Source organism: Streptantibioticus rubrisoli (assembly GCF_024436055.1).
Lineage (GTDB): Bacteria > Actinomycetota > Actinomycetes > Streptomycetales > Streptomycetaceae > Streptantibioticus_A > Streptantibioticus_A rubrisoli.
This window is the reverse complement of sequence record NZ_JANFNH010000014.1, coordinates 86,282-103,402: the sequence shown is the minus strand read 5'-3', so window position 1 is coordinate 103,402 and position 17,121 is coordinate 86,282. Positions and strand designations below refer to the sequence as shown.

At 70.9% G+C, this 17,121-nt stretch carries 13 protein-coding genes and 1 pseudogene; 9 read left to right on the top strand and 5 right to left on the bottom strand.

The annotated features are described in order from the left end of the window. Positions 1-78: 78 nt before the first annotated feature. Positions 79-1,200, bottom strand: coding sequence for a cytochrome P450 (locus tag NON19_RS15245; RefSeq protein ID WP_255928388.1), 1,122 nt, complete (start codon positions 1,198-1,200; stop codon positions 79-81). A gap of 358 nt (positions 1,201-1,558) precedes the next feature. On the opposite strand from NON19_RS15245, the gene NON19_RS15240 reads away from it, so the two are divergent. The 5 genes from NON19_RS15240 to NON19_RS15220 are packed head-to-tail and all read left to right on the top strand — an operon-like array spanning position 1,559 to position 9,148. Continuing rightward, positions 1,559-3,514, top strand: coding sequence for a dynamin family protein (locus tag NON19_RS15240; protein ID WP_255928336.1), 1,956 nt, complete (start codon positions 1,559-1,561; stop codon positions 3,512-3,514). 5 nt (positions 3,515-3,519) lie between these two features. After that, entirely contained in the window at positions 3,520-5,505 is a 1,986-nt protein-coding gene (locus NON19_RS15235; protein WP_255928334.1) for a dynamin family protein, read from the top strand. A gap of 24 nt (positions 5,506-5,529) precedes the next feature. Continuing rightward, on the top strand, positions 5,530-7,482 hold the full coding sequence (locus NON19_RS15230) for a dynamin family protein (RefSeq protein ID WP_255928332.1): 1,953 nt from the start codon (positions 5,530-5,532) through the stop codon (positions 7,480-7,482). Continuing rightward, the gene (locus tag NON19_RS15225) at positions 7,482-8,660 is read left to right on the top strand and encodes a hypothetical protein (RefSeq protein ID WP_255928330.1); all 1,179 of its coding nucleotides are present in this window, start codon (positions 7,482-7,484) and stop codon (positions 8,658-8,660) included. The genes NON19_RS15230 and NON19_RS15225 overlap by 1 nt, the downstream gene beginning before the upstream one ends. Then, positions 8,660-9,148 (top strand): Pycsar system effector family protein, encoded by a 489-nt coding sequence (locus NON19_RS15220; protein ID WP_255928328.1) that lies wholly within the window; start codon positions 8,660-8,662, stop codon positions 9,146-9,148. Before NON19_RS15225 ends, NON19_RS15220 begins: the two co-directional genes overlap by 1 nt. Here the strand turns inward: NON19_RS15220 and NON19_RS15215 are convergent. The 3 genes and pseudogenes from NON19_RS15215 to NON19_RS15205 all read right to left on the bottom strand — a co-directional run bounded on the left by NON19_RS15215 (position 9,102) and on the right by NON19_RS15205 (position 11,842). Then, a complete protein-coding gene (locus NON19_RS15215; protein WP_255928326.1) occupies positions 9,102-9,875 on the bottom strand; it encodes a Crp/Fnr family transcriptional regulator in 774 nt (257 codons plus the stop codon). The genes NON19_RS15220 and NON19_RS15215 overlap by 47 nt on opposite strands. 263 nt (positions 9,876-10,138) lie before the next feature. After that, positions 10,139-10,285 (bottom strand): annotated as a pseudogene (locus tag NON19_RS15210) (helix-turn-helix domain-containing protein); the annotation flags it as partial. A gap of 117 nt (positions 10,286-10,402) precedes the next feature. Then, positions 10,403-11,842: a glycoside hydrolase family protein gene (locus tag NON19_RS15205; RefSeq protein ID WP_255928324.1), complete on the bottom strand. Its 1,440-nt coding sequence runs from the start codon at positions 11,840-11,842 to the stop codon at positions 10,403-10,405. A gap of 314 nt (positions 11,843-12,156) precedes the next feature. Here NON19_RS15205 and NON19_RS15200 point away from each other — a divergent pair, with 314 nt between their 5' ends. The 3 genes from NON19_RS15200 (at position 12,157) to NON19_RS15190 (ending at position 16,358) form a co-directional block, all read left to right on the top strand. Continuing rightward, positions 12,157-12,711, top strand: coding sequence for an NUDIX domain-containing protein (locus NON19_RS15200; protein WP_255928306.1), 555 nt, complete (start codon positions 12,157-12,159; stop codon positions 12,709-12,711). 131 nt (positions 12,712-12,842) lie between these two features. Further along, positions 12,843-13,475 carry a hypothetical protein gene (locus NON19_RS15195; RefSeq protein WP_255928304.1) on the top strand — a complete coding sequence of 211 codons (633 nt, stop codon included), beginning with the start codon at positions 12,843-12,845 and terminating at the stop codon, positions 13,473-13,475. A 57-nt stretch (positions 13,476-13,532) separates the two neighbouring features. Further along, positions 13,533-16,358 carry a TIR domain-containing protein gene (locus tag NON19_RS15190; protein WP_255928302.1) on the top strand — a complete coding sequence of 942 codons (2,826 nt, stop codon included), beginning with the start codon at positions 13,533-13,535 and terminating at the stop codon, positions 16,356-16,358. A gap of 70 nt (positions 16,359-16,428) precedes the next feature. Here the strand turns inward: NON19_RS15190 and NON19_RS15185 are convergent, their stop codons facing one another. Beyond that, a complete protein-coding gene (locus NON19_RS15185) occupies positions 16,429-16,584 on the bottom strand; it encodes a hypothetical protein (RefSeq protein ID WP_255928300.1) in 156 nt (51 codons plus the stop codon). A gap of 52 nt (positions 16,585-16,636) precedes the next feature. On the opposite strand from NON19_RS15185, the gene NON19_RS15180 reads away from it, so the two are divergent. Continuing rightward, a complete protein-coding gene (locus tag NON19_RS15180; protein WP_255928298.1) occupies positions 16,637-17,113 on the top strand; it encodes a hypothetical protein in 477 nt (158 codons plus the stop codon). Positions 17,114-17,121 lie beyond the last annotated feature (8 nt).

Below are 17,121 nucleotides of genomic sequence, written 5' to 3'. Positions count from 1 at the left end.
CACAGGTGGTGGATGATCATTCGTCACCCGCAATCGTCCTCGGCGAGCGCTCGCGTGGCACACTCACGGCCCCCCGGTCTACCAACTCACCGGCAGTCGGCAGGGGAAGCGCCGGATGGTTCCGGCGTTCCACTGGAGGTCCTCGGGTGGCACGGCCAGCCGAAGCCGGGGAAACCGGGTGATCAACGCGCCGATGGCGGCCTGCAGTTCGGCCATGGCCAGGGGGACGGCGATGCAGTGGTGGCCGCCCCAGCCGAAGGCCATGTTGGGGCTCGGCGGACGCTCCAGATCGAGGGCGTCGGGATCGCGGAACCGGGACGGATCCCGGTTGGCCGTCAGATAGGAGACGTGCACGAAGTCACCGGCTCGGACGGTGACGCCGAACACCTCCACATCCTGTATGGCGACGCGCGGAATTCCCACTCCAGTGCGGAACGGGATGAAGCGCAGCAGTTCCTCCAGCGCACCGGGCAGCAGTTCGGGGCGGCGGCGTAGCAGTGCCCACCGGTCGGGGTCGGTGAGCAGCAGGTAGGCGATGTTGCTGAGCTGGCAGGTGGCGGTGTCATGGCCGCTCATCATCAACGTCAGTGCCATCACGGCCAGTTCGCGGTCGTCAAAGGCGTCGTCACCGTCGCGGGCGGCGGCCAGGTTGCCGATCAGGTCGTCACCCGGAGCGCGTCGTCGGCGTGCGGTGAGTTCCTCGAAGTAGGAGCGTAGGTGTGTTTTGGCCTCGGCGGCGGCATGGCCGGTGTCGGGACCGGTGGACAGCATCTCGTGCACGTGGTGCTGCAGCATGGGCCAGTCGCCCGGTGCGATGGACAGCAACTCGCAGATGGTGCGTTGCGGCAGCGGTTCCGCAAGGTGTCGCACCAGGTCGGCCGGGGCACCGTGGTCGATCATCTCGTTCAGGAGCGTGTCCACGATGCGTTCCACAGCGGGGCGCATCCGGCCCACGTGCGGTTTGCTGAATGCCTGCGAGGCGAGTCTGCGCAGTCTGCTGCTGTGCGGGGGGTCCATCACGTTGATGGATTCCGGGGAGACGATGGGTTCCGGGGTCATCCGGGGGTAGTCGCGACCGATGATGGCGGCGCGGCTGAACCTGTGGTCGGTGGTCACCTGCCGTACGCCCTCGAAGTCCGTGACCAGCCAGGCGGCGTCACCGTAGGGCATGCGGATGCGGGTGACCGGACCGGCGCACATGAGTCGCCGGAGCAGTGGATCGAACTCCAGCCCTTCCCGGAAGTCAAACGGACAGCTCACAGCAGCGATGTCGTCCACCCGAGCACCCCGTAACGGTAGCGATCACCCCGGACCAAACACCACTTCCATGGTTAGCTCGACCGCTCACCCCGCCCACGCCCATGAAGACCGTTTCGTACCGCGTTTCCCTCCGACGGCTTAGCGGGTGGTGGTGATGGCGCAGGTTGCGGCTTGGCCGATCGCGGTGGCGGCGTGGGCGGCGGCTGGGCTGACCAAAATCCGAGTGGATCACAAAAAAGCAGGCGGATCCCATCATCTGATGAGATACCGAACGCCCGGTCCTTCCTACGCTGACGGGGTGACAGCTCACGGAGCGGTGGATGTGGGGGGACCGGCGGTCGCCGGGCACCTGGAGTGGATCGACGCGGTACTCGGCGACCGTCGACTGCCGTCCGGACGCAGGGCGGAGCTCGGGAAGCAGCTCCGCACAGTGCAGGCCCGGGGCGACGACCCGCAGCTGCGGATAGCAGTGTTCGGGGAAGCGTCCAGCGGCAAGAGCACGCTGCTGAACGCGTTCCTGCGGCGTCGGCTGCTGCCGTCGTCGAACGACGTGACGACACGCACCACCACGGTGCTGCGCCGGGGCGAGGGCGCCGAGAAGATCGTGGTGACCCTGGCCGACCGGGACGAGGTCACCTGGCGCTCGGGGTCGTTTGCCCAGTGGGCCGGGCCGTCCGCGCCCGGGGTCTCGGCCACCCTTGAGGAGGTCCTGCGAAGGGTGCTGACGACCTCTCTGGCCGACGAGGTGCTGCGGCTGGAGGTGTGGCAGCCCGCCCGGCTGCTGGGTGAGGACGTCGTGCTGCTCGACACCCCGGGGTTCTCCGTGCTGGACCGCGGCCACCGCGAACTGGCCGAGGCCGCGGTGGGGCAGGCCGACCTGGCGTTGGTCGTCGTTCCCGCGCCGGCCGCGATGTCGATGACGCTCGTCGACTTCCTGGTCGGTCCGCTCCACGACCACCTCGACCGGTGTGCCTTCGTCCTCACCAAGACGGACCTGTTGGACGCCGAGGGGCTCGGTGAGGTCCTCGGGCTCGTCGAGGAGCGGCTGCGCGGCCTCGGCGTCGCCGATCCCGTCGTGCTGCCCTGCGCGCCGGGCCGCGTGCTGGGCGCGCTGACCGTCGGCGCCGCCACGCGCGTCGGGGCGGGCGGCGCCGCGCGGAACGCATCCGGCGCGGACGCCGCCGTGGAGCGGTTCTTGGAGGTGGAGGCGCGCATCGCCAGCCTGGCCGCCGAGCGGCGGCGGTCCGCCGTGGCGGCCACCGTTCTGGGGCTGCTGTCCGCACTGCTGGCCGCGGTCGAGGAGACGGCCGCCGACCAGCGGTCCCAACTCGGCACCGTGCAAGAGGAGTTGGGCCGCCTGTCGCTGCCCGACCTGCCCGCGTTCCTCGACGCGTGGGCGGCAGGCGCGCTGCAACGTGCCGACCGCGGCCTCGATCGGGCGTCCCTGCTGCTCGAACTCGACGCCGCGCTCACCTCGCTGGAAGGCGAGGTCACCGACGCCGTCGCCGGTGACCGGATCGCACGGCCGAACGAGGCCGCCACCGCCGTCTCCCGGATGGTGCGCGAGCGGCTGCGCCGGGAGGCAGAGCGCACCGTGGAGTGCGCCGCGGCCCGTGCGGACCGGCTGCTGACCGTTGGCGCGGAGGAGCTCGCACGGGAATTCGGCTCGCAGTACAGCGCGTTGGCCGGGCTGGCCGGCGAGCAGCGGACCGTGGCGCCCGCCGTGCTGTCCGCGGCGGCGCTGCCCGCCCCGGACCTGTCCACCACCGACCAGGCGCTGGCCCAGCTGGGCGCGCGGCTGGTCACCAGCGACACCTGGCGCACCGGCGGCGGGGCGGCGGCCGGAGCGCTGGCCGGCAGCATGGTGCTGCCCGGGGTCGGCACGCTCGTCGGCGGAGTCCTGGGCGCGATCATCGGCAAGCGCGGCCCGGACACGGCGCGCGAGCAGTTCCTCGCCCAGGCCCGGCCGATCGTCGCCGAGGCCCGGCAGACCGTGGCCGCGTCCGTCACCGAATCCGTGGGCCAGGTGGCCGCGGAACTCGCCGAGAGCATTGCCGGGCTGCGCGCCCAGTACCTCACGGAGTGGAGTGAGGAGATCGCCCGGCTCAACGCCGCCAACGCCCGTCGGCAGGCCGCCCTCGCAGAGGAGATCGCCGACACCGAGCGGATCGCGGTCGAGGCGCGCCGCCGCCGCACCCACGTCGCCTCGCTGCGCCACAACACCAGCCGCATCGCGGCTTCAGCAAAGGAGTGACAGCCGTGGACGCCGAACAGGACACCCCAACAGTGGCATCGGACCGCGCGGACGCCGCCGCGCCCCCCGAGCGCCATGGCGCGGCCGCGCCCCCGCCCGACCCGGCAGGCGCCGTTCCGGGCGAAGACGCCTCCGCAGCCGACGCTGCGGCGATACCGCCCGCCGCGGGCGTCCCCGCAGGGTCCTGCGCCGTGCCCCTGGTCGACCACGTTCCGGACGTCACCGCCGAGACATCCGGGTGGCTGCGCGAGGCGCGCGCGCTCGCCGAGCGGGCCGGGTTGGAGGAGGTGGTCACCGTCCTCGACGAGCTGTCGGCCGGGCGCGGTCGGCCGACCTTCCGCATCGCGGTCGTCGGGGAGTTCAACCGGGGCAAGTCCACGCTGCTCAACACGCTGCTGGGCCGGGACCTGCTGCCGACCGGGCCTTTGCCGGTCACGCGGACCCAGGTCGCCGTGCGTGCCGGTGCCGAGGACGCGCTCACCGTGGAGTGGCCGGACGGCCGCCGCGAGACCCGGCGGCCCGACGCCCCGGACGCCTGGCACGGTCTCGCCTTCGCTCCGGACGAGCCGGACACCGTCGCGGGGACCACCGACCGGCCCGGTACGGCCGACCCCGCCGGGTCCGGCGCCCCCACACCCGGCGCTCCTGTCGTGACCCTCACGGCGGCCGGCGAGTGGCTCCGGTCGCTGGGCGCGGAACTCCTGGACACCCCCGGAGTCAACTCCGGCAGCGCGGAACAGTTCGAACAGGTCAGGAAGGCTCTGGCTGGCAGCGACGCGGCGCTGTTCGTGGTCTCCGCGCTGTCGCCGATGGGCGTCACCGAGCGCCACCTGCTGGAAGGGGAGGTGCTGTGCCGGCACGTGGTCTTCGCGGCGGTCGTGGTCACCATGCTCGACCTGCTTGAACCGGCCGAACGCGAAGCGGCCATGCTCGACATCCAGGAGCGGCTGGCCGATCTGTCCGCCATCCGGGTCCTGCCCGCACCGGCCCCCGGAGCCGCCGGACCGTCCGTGGTGCGCGCGGCCGTCGAGGAGTTCGCGGCCACCGACCAGCGCGGCCTGTGGCGGGACCGGCGGATCGCCGCCCAAGTCGCCGATCAATGCGCGGCGTTGAGCCGCTTCGCAGCGACCGCCCTTGCCGCCGGGCGGCTGTCCGAGACCGAGATCGAGGAGCGCCGGGCGGCCGCCCGGTCGGCAGCCGAAGCCGGCGAACGCCGCTGGGAACAGCTCCGCATCGACCTGACCCATCGTCAACTCTCGGTAGGCGCAACGGCGCGGGACGAGATCCACAAACGTCGCGACGACCTCGTCGAGCGGCTGCGCTGGGAACTGGAACGGGCCCAGGACCCGCGCCTGTGGTGGCAACGCGACCTCCCCGTCCGGCTGCGCCGCGAACTGGCGTTGATTGCCGGGGAGTGCGAGCGCACCATCGCGCTGCCCGCGCTGGCCGACGACGCCCGCTGGCTGGACCGCGAGATCGCCGCGCTGCTGCCGGACGCCCCGGCGGGTTCCGCCCCCAGCGAGCTGCGTCTGACCGCGGAGCCGTTGATCTCCGGCGAGATCTCCGACCTGGGCCGGACCCGGCTGCTGAACAGGCTCGGAGCACAGGGCGGGGCCATCGTCGGCTACCTGGTCGCGGCCGCCCGTTCGGCGTCCATGCCCATGATCTACGGCGCGGGTTTCAGCATCCTCGGCGGCCTGATCGCCGAGGCGTCCATCCGCTCCGCCACCGAGGAGCAGCGCCGTGAGGTCCACGCGGTGCTGGTACGGGTTGTGGGCGAGAGCATCGCCGCGTTCCAGCGGCAGACCGCGGAGGTGATCGCCGAAGTGCACGGCGAGTTGTTCGAGCGGCTGGACCGCTCGCGCCGGGCCTGGCAGCAAGCAGCCGATCCGGCCGCGGCTTCGGCCGAGCGGCCCGGCACCGACTGGGAGGACCTGGCGCGCTCCGCCGCGAGCCTGGCCACCCGCATCCGCACCGCCATGCACAGCTGAGGGAACAGACAGGAGACCCAGACCATGAGCACGGAACAGGGCGGCTACGAGGCCGCCGCAGGACAGCGCTCCCGGCTGACCGGCATCGGACGCCAGGTGGGCGAGATAGCCTCCAGGATCGGCAACGAGGGGGCCGCGGGGACCGTCACCACCCTGCTGGAGCGGCTGGACAACGACGCCTTCCACGTGATGGTGGTCGGCGACTTCAAGCGCGGCAAGTCCACGTTCGTCAACGCCCTGCTCGGCGCGCAGGTGTTGCCGGTCAAGGCCACGCCCGCCACCGCGGTCATCACCGAGGTCCGCTACGGCGACACCCGCTCGGCACAGCTGTGGCGGGAGGACGCCGCCGCCCCGGAGAGCGTGGACCCGGCCCGGCTGACCGACCTCATCACCGTCAACAACCAGGCCCGCGACGAGCGCAACCCGTACGTCAAGGCCGAGGTGTTCTGGCCGCTGGAACTGTGTCGGCACAACGTGGTGCTCATCGACTCGCCGGGCCTCAACGAACACGCCACGCGCGACGAGATCACCCTCGCCCACCTTGTCAAGGCCGACGCGGTGATCTTCCTGCAGCACGCCATCGCCCCCATGAGCATCAGCGAGTCCTCCTTCCTCACCTCCTACCTCGACGCCCATGACCCCTTCTTCGTCTTCACCTACTTCGACGCGATCGACCCACGGGATCGCGATGACGTGACGCACTCCGCACGGCGTCGCATCACCGATCTGCGCGGCGACGACCGCGACCGCGACCGGTTCCACTTCGTTGACGGCCGGAGCGCGCTGCGCGCCAGGGAGGCGGGGGACGCCGAGGGTTTCCGGCGGTCCGGCGTGGCCGAGCTCGAAGAGGCCCTGGAGCACTACCTGTCCACGGAGCGGCACAAGGTCAAACTGCTCTCCCCCGCCCGCGCGTTGCGCGGTGTCACAAGTGACCTGGCCCGCAGCGTCCCGTACGAGCTGGCACTGCTCGACACCCGTACCGAGGACCTCGAAAGCCGCTGGCAGGCGGCCCAGGAGCCGCTGCGCGCGCTACGGGAGCAGGCCCGGCAGATCACCTCCGACACCCGCAACCAGACCAGGATGCTCCAGGACCGGGTGGAGACCCTGCTGGGCGGCTACCTCGCCACCCTCGCCGACCGCGTACCGGTGTTCGCCGCCGAGGTGCAGATCACCACCAAGCTGGGCATGAACCCGATCAAGGTGAAGGAACGGGCCGAGAAGGTGGCCAGGGAGATCGCCGAAGGCATCGCCAAGAGGGTCGAGGAGAAGGTCGCCGAGTGGGTGAGGACCTCGCTGGAGCCGGTGGTCCACCAGGACCTGGGGCGGATCGCCGGACAGCTCGACGGCGAACTGGCGAGCTTCGAGGCGCGGTTGGACCAACTGCGGGTTCAACTGGTCGACCCGCAGGACGCCGCCTCCATCGGTGAGTCCCAGGAGGAGGCGCCACTCCAGCGGTTCCTCGCCGGTGTCGGCGGCTTCGTCTTCGGAGGCGTGGCGGGCGGCATGGTGGGCGCCCGTTTCGGCGCCCGGGAGGCGCTGCGCACCATGCCGATGGCCGTCGTCATCGCGCTCGCGTGGCTGCTCACGCCGTTCGGCCTGCCGACGCTGATCGCCGCCACCGTCATCCACGGGGTGTGGCAGGGCGGTCAGTCCGGCAGCAGGCTGGAGCAGCGGATGCGCGAGGCCATCGGCCGGGAGATGGCCACGCGGATCACCATGGAGGCGCCCACGCAGGCCCGCGAGGCCGCCCAGGCGTTCGCCGACGCCACCATGGAGCCGTTCGCCACGGCGGTGTCCAGCGGACTCGACGATCGCATGACCGAGCTCACCCGCGCCGTGGACAGCGCCCGCACCGCCCGTGAGCAGGGCGTCGAGGCCGTCGAACAGCGCCGGTCCGAACTCAAGCAGCTGGAGGACGAGTTGCGCCGGACCGGTGAGAGCATCGGCGACATCGTGGACGAGCTGGCGATGATGTGATGGCCCGCTACAGCAGGCGGCTGCTGCTGGCCGTGGACCTGCGCCACTACAGCCGCCACACCTACGACGAGCAGACGGACGCCCAGTACCGGCTCCGTCTGGTCGTGGAGCACGCCCTGCGCCGGGCCCGCGTGATGCGGGTCCGGGTGCAACAACAGTTGCAGGGCGACGGCCAGTTGGTGGTCTTCCCGGCCCGCGTCGACATCGTACGGGCGGTGCCCGCGCTGGTCCTCGGCCTGCGCGACGGGCTCTACCAGGTCAACCAGACGCCGGGGGCCTTCGGTCGGCTACGGATGCGGGCCGCGCTCGGCCAGGGCTCGCTGTCGCGCGCGGACCGGGGCTACGTCGGCGGCTGCGTGGTACTGGTCAGCCGCCTGGTGGAGTCCGAGGCGGTCCGCCAGGAGCTGGAGCGCAACGCCGACTGCGACCTTGCGCTCGCCGTGCCGGACGACCTGTACCGGGACGCGGTGGTCCCGCAGTCCCACGGGTTGTCCGCCACCCAGTTCCACCGCGCCGAGATCGTCACACCGGCGAAGGACTTCTCGGCCACCGCATGGCTGCACGCTCCCCGGTCCGCCCCGGCCGCCGATCTCGGGCCGGAACCGGTGATCTGGGGGCACTCCCGCGCCAGGACGGCCACGAAGGAGTTCGTCGTGCCCGCCCTGGGCGCGGCCCACCTGGCTGCCACCGCGCTCGCACACAGCGCGGTACTGCGGGAGTGGCTGCTGCCTGGAGCCCAGCAGGGCACGCCGACCGGGGCGGTGTCCGCCGACTTCGACGACACGGGGGTGGTGTACGCCCGGCCGGACGCGCACGACCCGCACGTCGGCGGTCCCCACCCCGGTTCGGACACGCACCACGTGGGCGACGGGCAGCACGGCGGCCACCATGCGGCCGTTCACCACACAGAGGCTGAGCACCACGCGCAGCACGCGGACGGCCACCATCCGAGCGACGGGCACCACGACGCCCATGCTGGATCCGTCCTTGAGGACCGGCATCACGGCGATCCGTACCACCACGACGCGCAGGACCCGTACCATCACGCCACCCCGTACGACGCCGTCCACGCTCCGGACGGGCAGACCGACGCGAGCGTGCGGTGGGACGGGCAGGACGGGCATGGGGAGCCTGGCGACGGGGGCCACCATGCCGTGCACTTCCAGGGCCACGGCTGATGAGCGAACGGCAGCCAGCCGAGGAACTGGTGGGGGCAATGGCCGCCATGGCCTCGTTCCAGCAGGTGACACAGCAGGCCGACGCGAAGGCCGGGACCCTGGTGACCGTGCACATCGGACTCGCGGCGGTCGTGGCCACCCAGGTCGGGCAGGCGGGCGCCCCGGCGCCCACCTGCCCCAGCGCCGTCCTGTTCTGGATGGTGGGCCTCGCGTACGCCGTGACCTTCGTGGTGTCCGGTTACCTGCTCATCCAGGTGATCCGTCCGCGCGCGGCCAACCCGGGCGCGCCCAACCACTTTTCGCTGGACGCCTCCGACCACCTGGACACGCGGCCGGACCGGCTGGTTCACGACGCCTGGGCCACCGCGCACGCCATCGCCCGGATCGCGGAGCTGAAGAACTCCTACACCGCACGCGCTGTCATCTGGGTCGCGGCGACCGTCATCGCGGCGGGAGCGTGGCTGGTGCTGGCGGAGACGTTGAGATGAGCGCGGTCAGGTCGGCGCCGGCGATCCGGCCGAGCCCGGGTACGTCCCGGATGAGGATCCGGCGGTACCCGGTCTCGATGATTCGCCGCTGGCGCAAGGAGCGGAGCACTCGATGCACACTGGGCTCGGAGGAACCGACCAGCGTGGCCAACTCCGGCTGGCTGAGGGACACGCTGATGGCGATGGAAGAGCCGTCTTGGCGGCCGTAGGAGCGGGCCAACTCGGCCAGGACGCGGGCGACCCGGGTCTGCACGCCGCTGCCGCCGAAGTCCTGGCGGCGGCGTGTCGCCCAGCGCAGCTTCCCGCCAACCGCGCGCATGACGGCCTGCGTCACCTCGTCCTCGGCCCCCAGGAAGCCCAGGAACTCCTGACGGCTGATCAGCCGGGCGGCGCCCGGCCCAACCGCAAGGACGGTCGCCGAACGGGGCTGTGCGTCGAAACAGGCCAGTTCGCCGACGATGTCGCCGCCGGCTCGTACGGCGAGCAGGGCCTCGCGGGCGTCGTCCATCACGGCCAGTACCTTGAACCAGCCCTTGAGCAGCAGATACACCTCGGTGCCCAACTCCCCCTCGCGCAAAAGCCGTTCACCACCGTGGAAGTGAACCAGCCGACCGAGCGTGATGAACCGTTCCCGGGCGCCGGGGCTGAGGGCGCCCAACACGCTGGACGCTGGCCAGGGATCACTCGGCGCCGGTATGCGGGATGGTCTGTGCAGGGCCGTGGTCATGGGGATCCCCCTTCGCGACGCTGGTGCGCGGGCCACCTGGAGAGGCGTCGGAGCCCAGTATGGATACACACCGCCGCGCTGCGCCGGGAAACCGCGGTGTTGGTCCCGCCGCTGGCAATGGTGCGGGTTACTCGCCAGGCTGTGGTATGAGTTGGCCGCGGAGTCACCGCTTCAGCGGCGTAGACACCCGCACCGGATCGCTCGGCCACAGCCTGGGCCGCCTTCCTTCACTCGCAGGCGAACGCCCCCTGATGGCAGAACGCCCGGTAGCGACTGGCCCACCGCTGGGCGGTGGTCACGGAAACCTGGAACCGTTCCGCAGTTCGTCGCGGAGGCCAACCGTCCTCCACGACGCAGCGGGCCAGGCGCAGGCGTCCGGTCTCGGTCAGCGGTGCGTTGCGGTGCGGCATGAGGGCCTGTCCGGTCTCCGGTGCGGATGTGGCAATCCGCACCGAGTCAGAAGGCCCTCAGCCATTTCGAGATCCCTCAGTCGAGAGCGCCGTCACCAACCTCCGTGGACAGAACGCCTAATCGAGGCAGTCCAGGTCGGGCCCGCGCGGGTGCGACAGCCACGTACCCTGGCCCACCATGGTGATCGAAGAGTGGTTGTCGGTCACCAGTCGCAGGCAGCTCACCGGCCACAATGCGCCGCCGTCGAGTTGGAATGCCCCCGGAAGTCCGGGGGCCCCGACCACCTTCTCCCTGTCGTGCAACGACGCGCCGTACGGCACGGCGTAGTAGATGGACGGCGGGACGCTGATGCGGTTGCGGGTGAGGTCCGTGTAGACGGAGGCGTTCTGGATCTGCAGCCGTCGGCCGTTCACCACGACGGCGGCTGGCAACCCGTTTGACTGCAGGCCGTAGCCCTCGTACATCGCGGCGATCTGCGCGGGAGGCATCGACGCACAACTGCGGCCGCTGCGCAGGTCGATGCCGATGTGCGCCAACTGTTGCGGTGGAAACGTCGTGGTGGAACGGATCACATCAACGGGGATCCGCCCGCAGTCACCGCTTCCCGAGACCACGGAGTGCTTGTCCGGCCGGGAGACGATGCCGGGGCCCTCCGACCACTGGCCGGGGATGGCCACATCGGCGTAGGCGTGCTTGGCGAGGTTGTTCGGATCCAAAAAGGTCAACGTGGTCTGACCTGCGGCGTTGTCATGGGCGATGATGAAGGCGTGCAGGGCGTCGGAGTACTGCCAGTCCGCGGAAACCGCGTTGGCGACGGAGAGGCTACGCGAGTTGGCGGCCGTCTTCGCCTGCCATCCCGAGACGGTGAACACCTCGACGTGTGACTGGAAGGTCGGATCCGGAGAGCGCCAGACGAACTGGCCAGCTCCGTTCGGCGCTGCCCCGGCGCCGGTGGTGTCGGTGAACATCAGGTAGAACTCGCCGTCGAGGTGGACGACGCTCGGCTGGCCAGCGCCGTAACTGTTGTGCGTGTCCTGCTGGTTGGCCGGGGTGATGATGGGCTGGTCGTTGTTGAGCCTGGTCCAATTGATGCCATCGGGGCTGGAGGCGACACCGATTGTGGTGGGTTCGCCGTCTTGCCGCTCGGCGCCGTAGTACATGTAGTAGGTGCCGCCGACCCGTACGACCGATGGATCGCAGGTGTGCTTGTTGTCGAAGCTGCCGGTGCCGGTTCCGTCGAACACGATCTGGTGTGGCGCCGAACTGCCCCGGGCGTGGAACGGGCCGTCCAGGCTGGGCGACTCCGCGTACAGGATGTCGTCGCCCGGCACCTTTCCACCGGCCGTCTGGCCGCACCACCACATCTTGTAGTCGCCGTCCTGCATGATGCTCGGCGCGTAGTCGTACGCCGAACCTCCGACGACCGGGCCGCTGCTCGACCGGTAGGAGTCAGTTCGCAACGTGGGTGGGCCCGCCGATGCGCGGGTGGCCGCAGGCAGGGCCATGGCCAGCACGGCCGCGGCGGCGACGATGGATCTCACGGCGGTTCGCAGCATGCCTTCTCTCGTTTCGTGGACTAAGCGGGTTGGCTCCCAGCAAGCACCCGTGAACGTCTCAGGCGTACATCCTCAACTTCGTACCGTCCAAGGGCAAAACGCCTTGGCAAGCCCAACGTAAGCTAAGCGCAGCCGTGTTGGCCCGGACCGCGCACCCCACCGTCCGCCGCATACGGCGAGGGTGGCGGCCCCACTCTCCGTACGCCCTGGTCACCAACTCGCGCCGTATGCCTCTGGTGCGGTCGGTCAGTGGTCGTGCGGACCGCGGCAACCGTGGTCGACGGTGGTGGCGTCGCGTGCACTACCGTGCAGACATGCAGCGCAGGGAACCGTGGACGCGGCGCAGCCGGGACGTGCTGTGCCGGACGCCGCGTCTGTCGGTGTGGCGGGACGAGGTCCTCCGCCCAGACGGGCAGGCGGACACCTACGACTGGGTGGGGGCGCCCGACCTCGTGCGGGTGGCCGCCTTCGCGGGTGACGATCTGCTCCTCATCGAGCAGTGCCACTACTTGGTCGGGACCACATGGCAGCTCCCGGGAGGTTCGGTCGATCCCGCGGACGCGGACCATCGTGCCGCCGCCGAGCGGGAGTTGTGCGAGGAGACCGGATTCCACGGCGGGCGTTGGACCTCGCACGGCAGTCTCCACCCGCTCCCCGGGCTGAGCCCGCTGCGGGTCCACCTGTGGGTTGCACGGGAGTTGATCCCCGGTCCGCCGACGGGCGGCGACCCTGGTGAGGCCGATCTGCGCCTGCGCCGAGTGCCTTCCGCCGAGGCGGCGCTTGCCGCACGGGACGGGCGCATCGGATGCGCGGCGAGCGCCGCACTCGTTCTCGCCTCGGTGACACCCATCGCCGGACGGTGCGGATGAGGTGATTTCCCTGCGAACGGCCTGATCCGCAAGTAGATTCGACTCGGAGCAGGCAAGCGGGGGACGACCAGACCTTGGGGGGCGCGGTGGCCTGGCAGCAGACGGTGAGGGGGCTGGCATACGGCCGGTCCGTGCGGCTCGTCACGTCCGTTGCCGCCGGTTCTCTCGCGGGGCTCGCCGTCTTCGGCATCACCTGCCTGTCCGGCCGCGCACTGTTCGCGATCGTGGGTGGCGTCGCCGGTGCGCTCGCCATGCTCGTGCTGCGCTACTACCGCAGCACCGCGCGGCTTTCGGAAATCAAGGTGACCGTACCGCAGTTGAGCGAGTTCACCTTCGTCGTCAACGATGACGCCCGGCGGGTGGCCTGGCACCTGTTCGTGGAGACGGCGACGCGGGTCTCCACCCAGCCGCTGGAGGACGGCGACGGCATCGTCAGGGAGGCGTTGACCTCCCTACACGGGCTGTTCTCCACCACTCGCGAGACCCTGAAGGCGAGCCGTCCCTCCACCGGAACCTTGGGCGGACACACCGTGGAGCAGTTGGCCATCACGATGCTCAACCACGAACTGCGCCCCTTCCTGTCCGCGTGGCATCCGCGCCTGCACGCCTACGAGCAGGCTCATCCCGGCCGGTCGGAGTCGCTGTGGCCGCAGAACGCCGACTGTCGTGCCGAACTGCGCCTCGTGCAGCAGCACTTGGGCGGCTACGCGCGCAGCTTCGCCCGGCTCGCGGGCGTACTGGACGCGGCAACCGTGATCGGTTAGGCGGCAGTGGCACACCCGGTGCCGCGGCGGGCCCGCGAGACAAGGAACGCCGCGCAGATGAAGGATCCTGCAGCCCGGTCAGAGGAGGCCGTGAAGAGCGAGCCCGACACCGAACAGCACTACGACGCCTTCATCTCCTACAGCCACTCCTGGGACAACGCGGTGGCCGCCGCGTTCCAGTCGGAGTTGCAGTCGATGGCCCGTCCCTGGTACCGCTGGCGGACGCTGCGGATATTCCGCGACGTGACCAACCTCAGCGCGAGCCCCGGGCTCTGGCCTGATATCGAAAGAGCGCTCGCACAGGCCCGGTGGCTCATCGTCATGGCGTCGCCCCAGGCCGCCAGGTCGGTGTGGGTGCGTAAGGAGATCCAGTGGTGGCTGGAGCACCGGAGCGCCGACAAGATCCTCATCGCGTGGACCGACGGGCGTCTCGCGTGGGACGAGGAGTTGGGTACGTTCGACTGGGAGTCCACCGACGCGCTGCCGGAGAAGGAACTGTCCGGGGCCTTCGGCCACCAGCCGCGCTGGGTGGACCTGCGCTGGCTGCACGCGCCCGAACAGGTCGACCGGGCCGATCCGCGGATGGTCGAGTGCGTGGCGGACTTCGCCGCCCCCATCCGCGGAATGAGCAAGGAGGAACTGATCGGTGAGCACGTCCGGCAGCGCCGCCGCACCATGCGGTGGGTCCGCGGAACCGTCGCCGCGCTCACCGTGTTGCTGCTGGCAGCCGTCACCGGCGGCGTCACCGCCCTGGTGCAGCGTGGCGCCGCCGTCCACCGGGAGTTGCAGGCCAGTTCACGGCAACTCGTGGCCAGCGCGCAGGAGGTGGAGGACACCCAACCCGGGCTGGCGAAACAACTACTCGTCGAGGCCTACCGTCTGGACCCCAGTGGCCAGGCCATGGGCGCGCTCCTCGGCAGCGCCGCCATCCCCAGGGTGATCGCAACCGGTGGTGTGCCCGTCGGCGCGGCGTTCAGCCCGCATCGAGACCTGCTGGCCGCCGCTGTCGGCCGCGGCGTCACGCTCTACGACTCCACCGACTCACGGGTGCTGGCACGGCTGACCGCCCCGCGCGGTGTCGCACCTGGTCTCGCATTCAGCCCCGACGACCGCCTGCTGGCCGTGGGTGACCGGGCGGGCGACCTCCGGCTCTATGACGTGACGTCCGCGGCGCGGCCCACGCTGCTCGTTTCGGCGAACACCGGTGGCTCAAGCGTGCGCTGCCTGGCGTTCACCCCCGACTCCCGCTCGCTGGTGGTGGGCCTGGACGACGCCCTTGCCGAGGTCTTCGACGTCTCGCATCCGCGAACGCCGCGCAGGATCGCCGTGTTCGCCCAGTCCGCGCAGTCCGTTGACGGGCTGTCGATCAGCCCCGACGGGCGGCTGCTGGCGATGGGCGGCGAGCGCGACAGCGTAGGGCTGTGGGACCTGTCCGAGCCGCGCCGCCCCGCCATCGTCGCGCGGTTGACCGGCTCCCCCGACGCGCTGGCCTTCAGCCCGGACGGCCATCTGCTCGCGGTCGGCGGGCAGGACGACGCGGTGCGGCTGTGGGACGTCACCGATCCGGCCCACGCCAGGCAGGACGCGTCCATCAGCGGCCAGCCGCTGAGTGTCTGCTCGCTCGCCTTCTCCCATGACGGGGCGACGCTCGCGGTGGGCTCCAGCGGCGGAGACATCCAACTGTGGAGCGCCTCGGACCCTCTGCATCCAGCCCCCGGAGCCCGGCTGACCGGTCATACCTCGCCGATAGCGCAGTTGGCGTTCAGCCGCGACGACAGGACCCTCGCGTCGGCTTCGACAGACGGGACACCGAGCGCCCCCGACGGCGGGGACAACGGCTCGGTGAGGCTGTGGAACGTCGACGGGCCCTCGCTGTCCTCCGCGCAGACCGCTCTCGCCTCGGTCGCGTCGTCGGTACCCGCGTTCAGCCGCACCGGCGACATCCTGGCCACCGGGTTTCCGACGACGTTATGGGACACCTCAGGGCAACGGCCGCGCTCCCTGACGACCCTCGGCATGTTCGGCCAAGGCGGCCAAGCCGTCTCGTTCAGCCCGGATGGCGGCACGATCGCCACGGGCAGCCCGGTGGTGATGTGGGACGTGCGTGACCCGGCACACCCGCACGACCTGACACCAGGCAACCAGGTGAGTGCCTACGCGGCGTCGGTGGTCTTCAACCCAGCAGGCTCGCTGCTCGCCGTGGGAGGCACCTCGGTGCAGTTGTGGGACGTACGCGACCGCCACCGTCCGACCCGGCTGGCCACCTTGAAGGACGCCACGTCCAGGGGGCAGGACGTGGCGTTCCGGCGTGACGGAAGGATCCTCGCCACCCGCGACCACGCCGGCGCGGTGCAGTTGTGGGACGTCGGCTCGGCCGCCGAACCCGTGCTGCGGGCGTCGTTCAAACCCGCTCGCAGCATGGTCACCGCCCTGGCCTTCAGCTCGGACGGACGCACACTCATCACCGGGAGCACGGGCGGGACAGTGGCCACGTGGGATGTCCGCGAGGTGGACCACCCAAGACAACTCGCGGCGCCCACGGGCCACGTGGGAGAGGTCGGCGGCATCGCGTACGACCCCCGGGCACCCCTCGCGGCCAGTGGCGGCGCGGACGGAAGCATGCTGCTGTGGGACATGAGCGACCCGACCCACCCGGCAGTGCTGGCGAAGCTCGCAGCCGGGGACAGCTACGTCGCGGCGTCGCTGGCGTTCAGCCCGAACGGCGCCGAACTGGCCGCTGCGGGTGCGAGCAAGGTGCAGATATGGGACATCCGGACCGCGGACATCCTCCAACGCCTGTGCGCCCAGTCGCCCGTGATCAGCCCGGACCAATGGCGACAGTACCTGCCGCAGATGGCCTACGACCCACCATGCGCCCGGTGACCGCTGCCCGGACCACGTCACCGACCAGTCACCGGGCCGCGTTGCTCCGCTACCCTACGGAAAGGAGTCTTCAAGTGCGGAAGTCCATGCCGTGCTTACGCTGGTGCGTCACGGCCGTCTGCCTGGCGTTGCCCGTGGCGGGGTGCGCCCCCTCGGTCGCCCCGCGGATCAGCCAGCCGTCCTCGGCGCCCGCCACCGCGGCGCCGAACCAACCGGAGTCTGCCACGCCGACAGCCGAGCCGACCGACCTGGGACCGGCACCGACGGACCTCCACCAGGTGGACTGGAACTCGGTCCGGATTCCCGGTGCGTTCTGTGACATACCCGGGTTGGTCGCCTTCAGCGGTCGCACGGCAACCGCGGCCTCCGGCAGTTTCGGACGGGTGCAGGTGTCGCAGTCGGACGTCGTGTACGGAGACGTCGACGGCGACGGCCGCCCGGAGGCCGCACTCATCGTGGAGTGCGACAACGGAGGGGATACCGCCGCTGGCCAACTCGCCTTCGCCGCAATCGTCTTCACCTCGCACCAGGGCCGCCTCGTGGTGCTCGGCGCTGTCACCCCGCAGGAACGGCCTTCGGACGGGGTGCACACCACGCTGCTGGCGGACGTCCACCTCCTCCCCGGCAAGGTGGTGGCCGACGAGCACTGGTACCGGTCGAACGACAGTACGTGCTGCCCGTCGGGCAGCGCGGTGACCACGTGGACCCTACACGCCGGTCAACTCGTGCCCGGCACACCGGACATCACGTCGTAGCGAGCGCC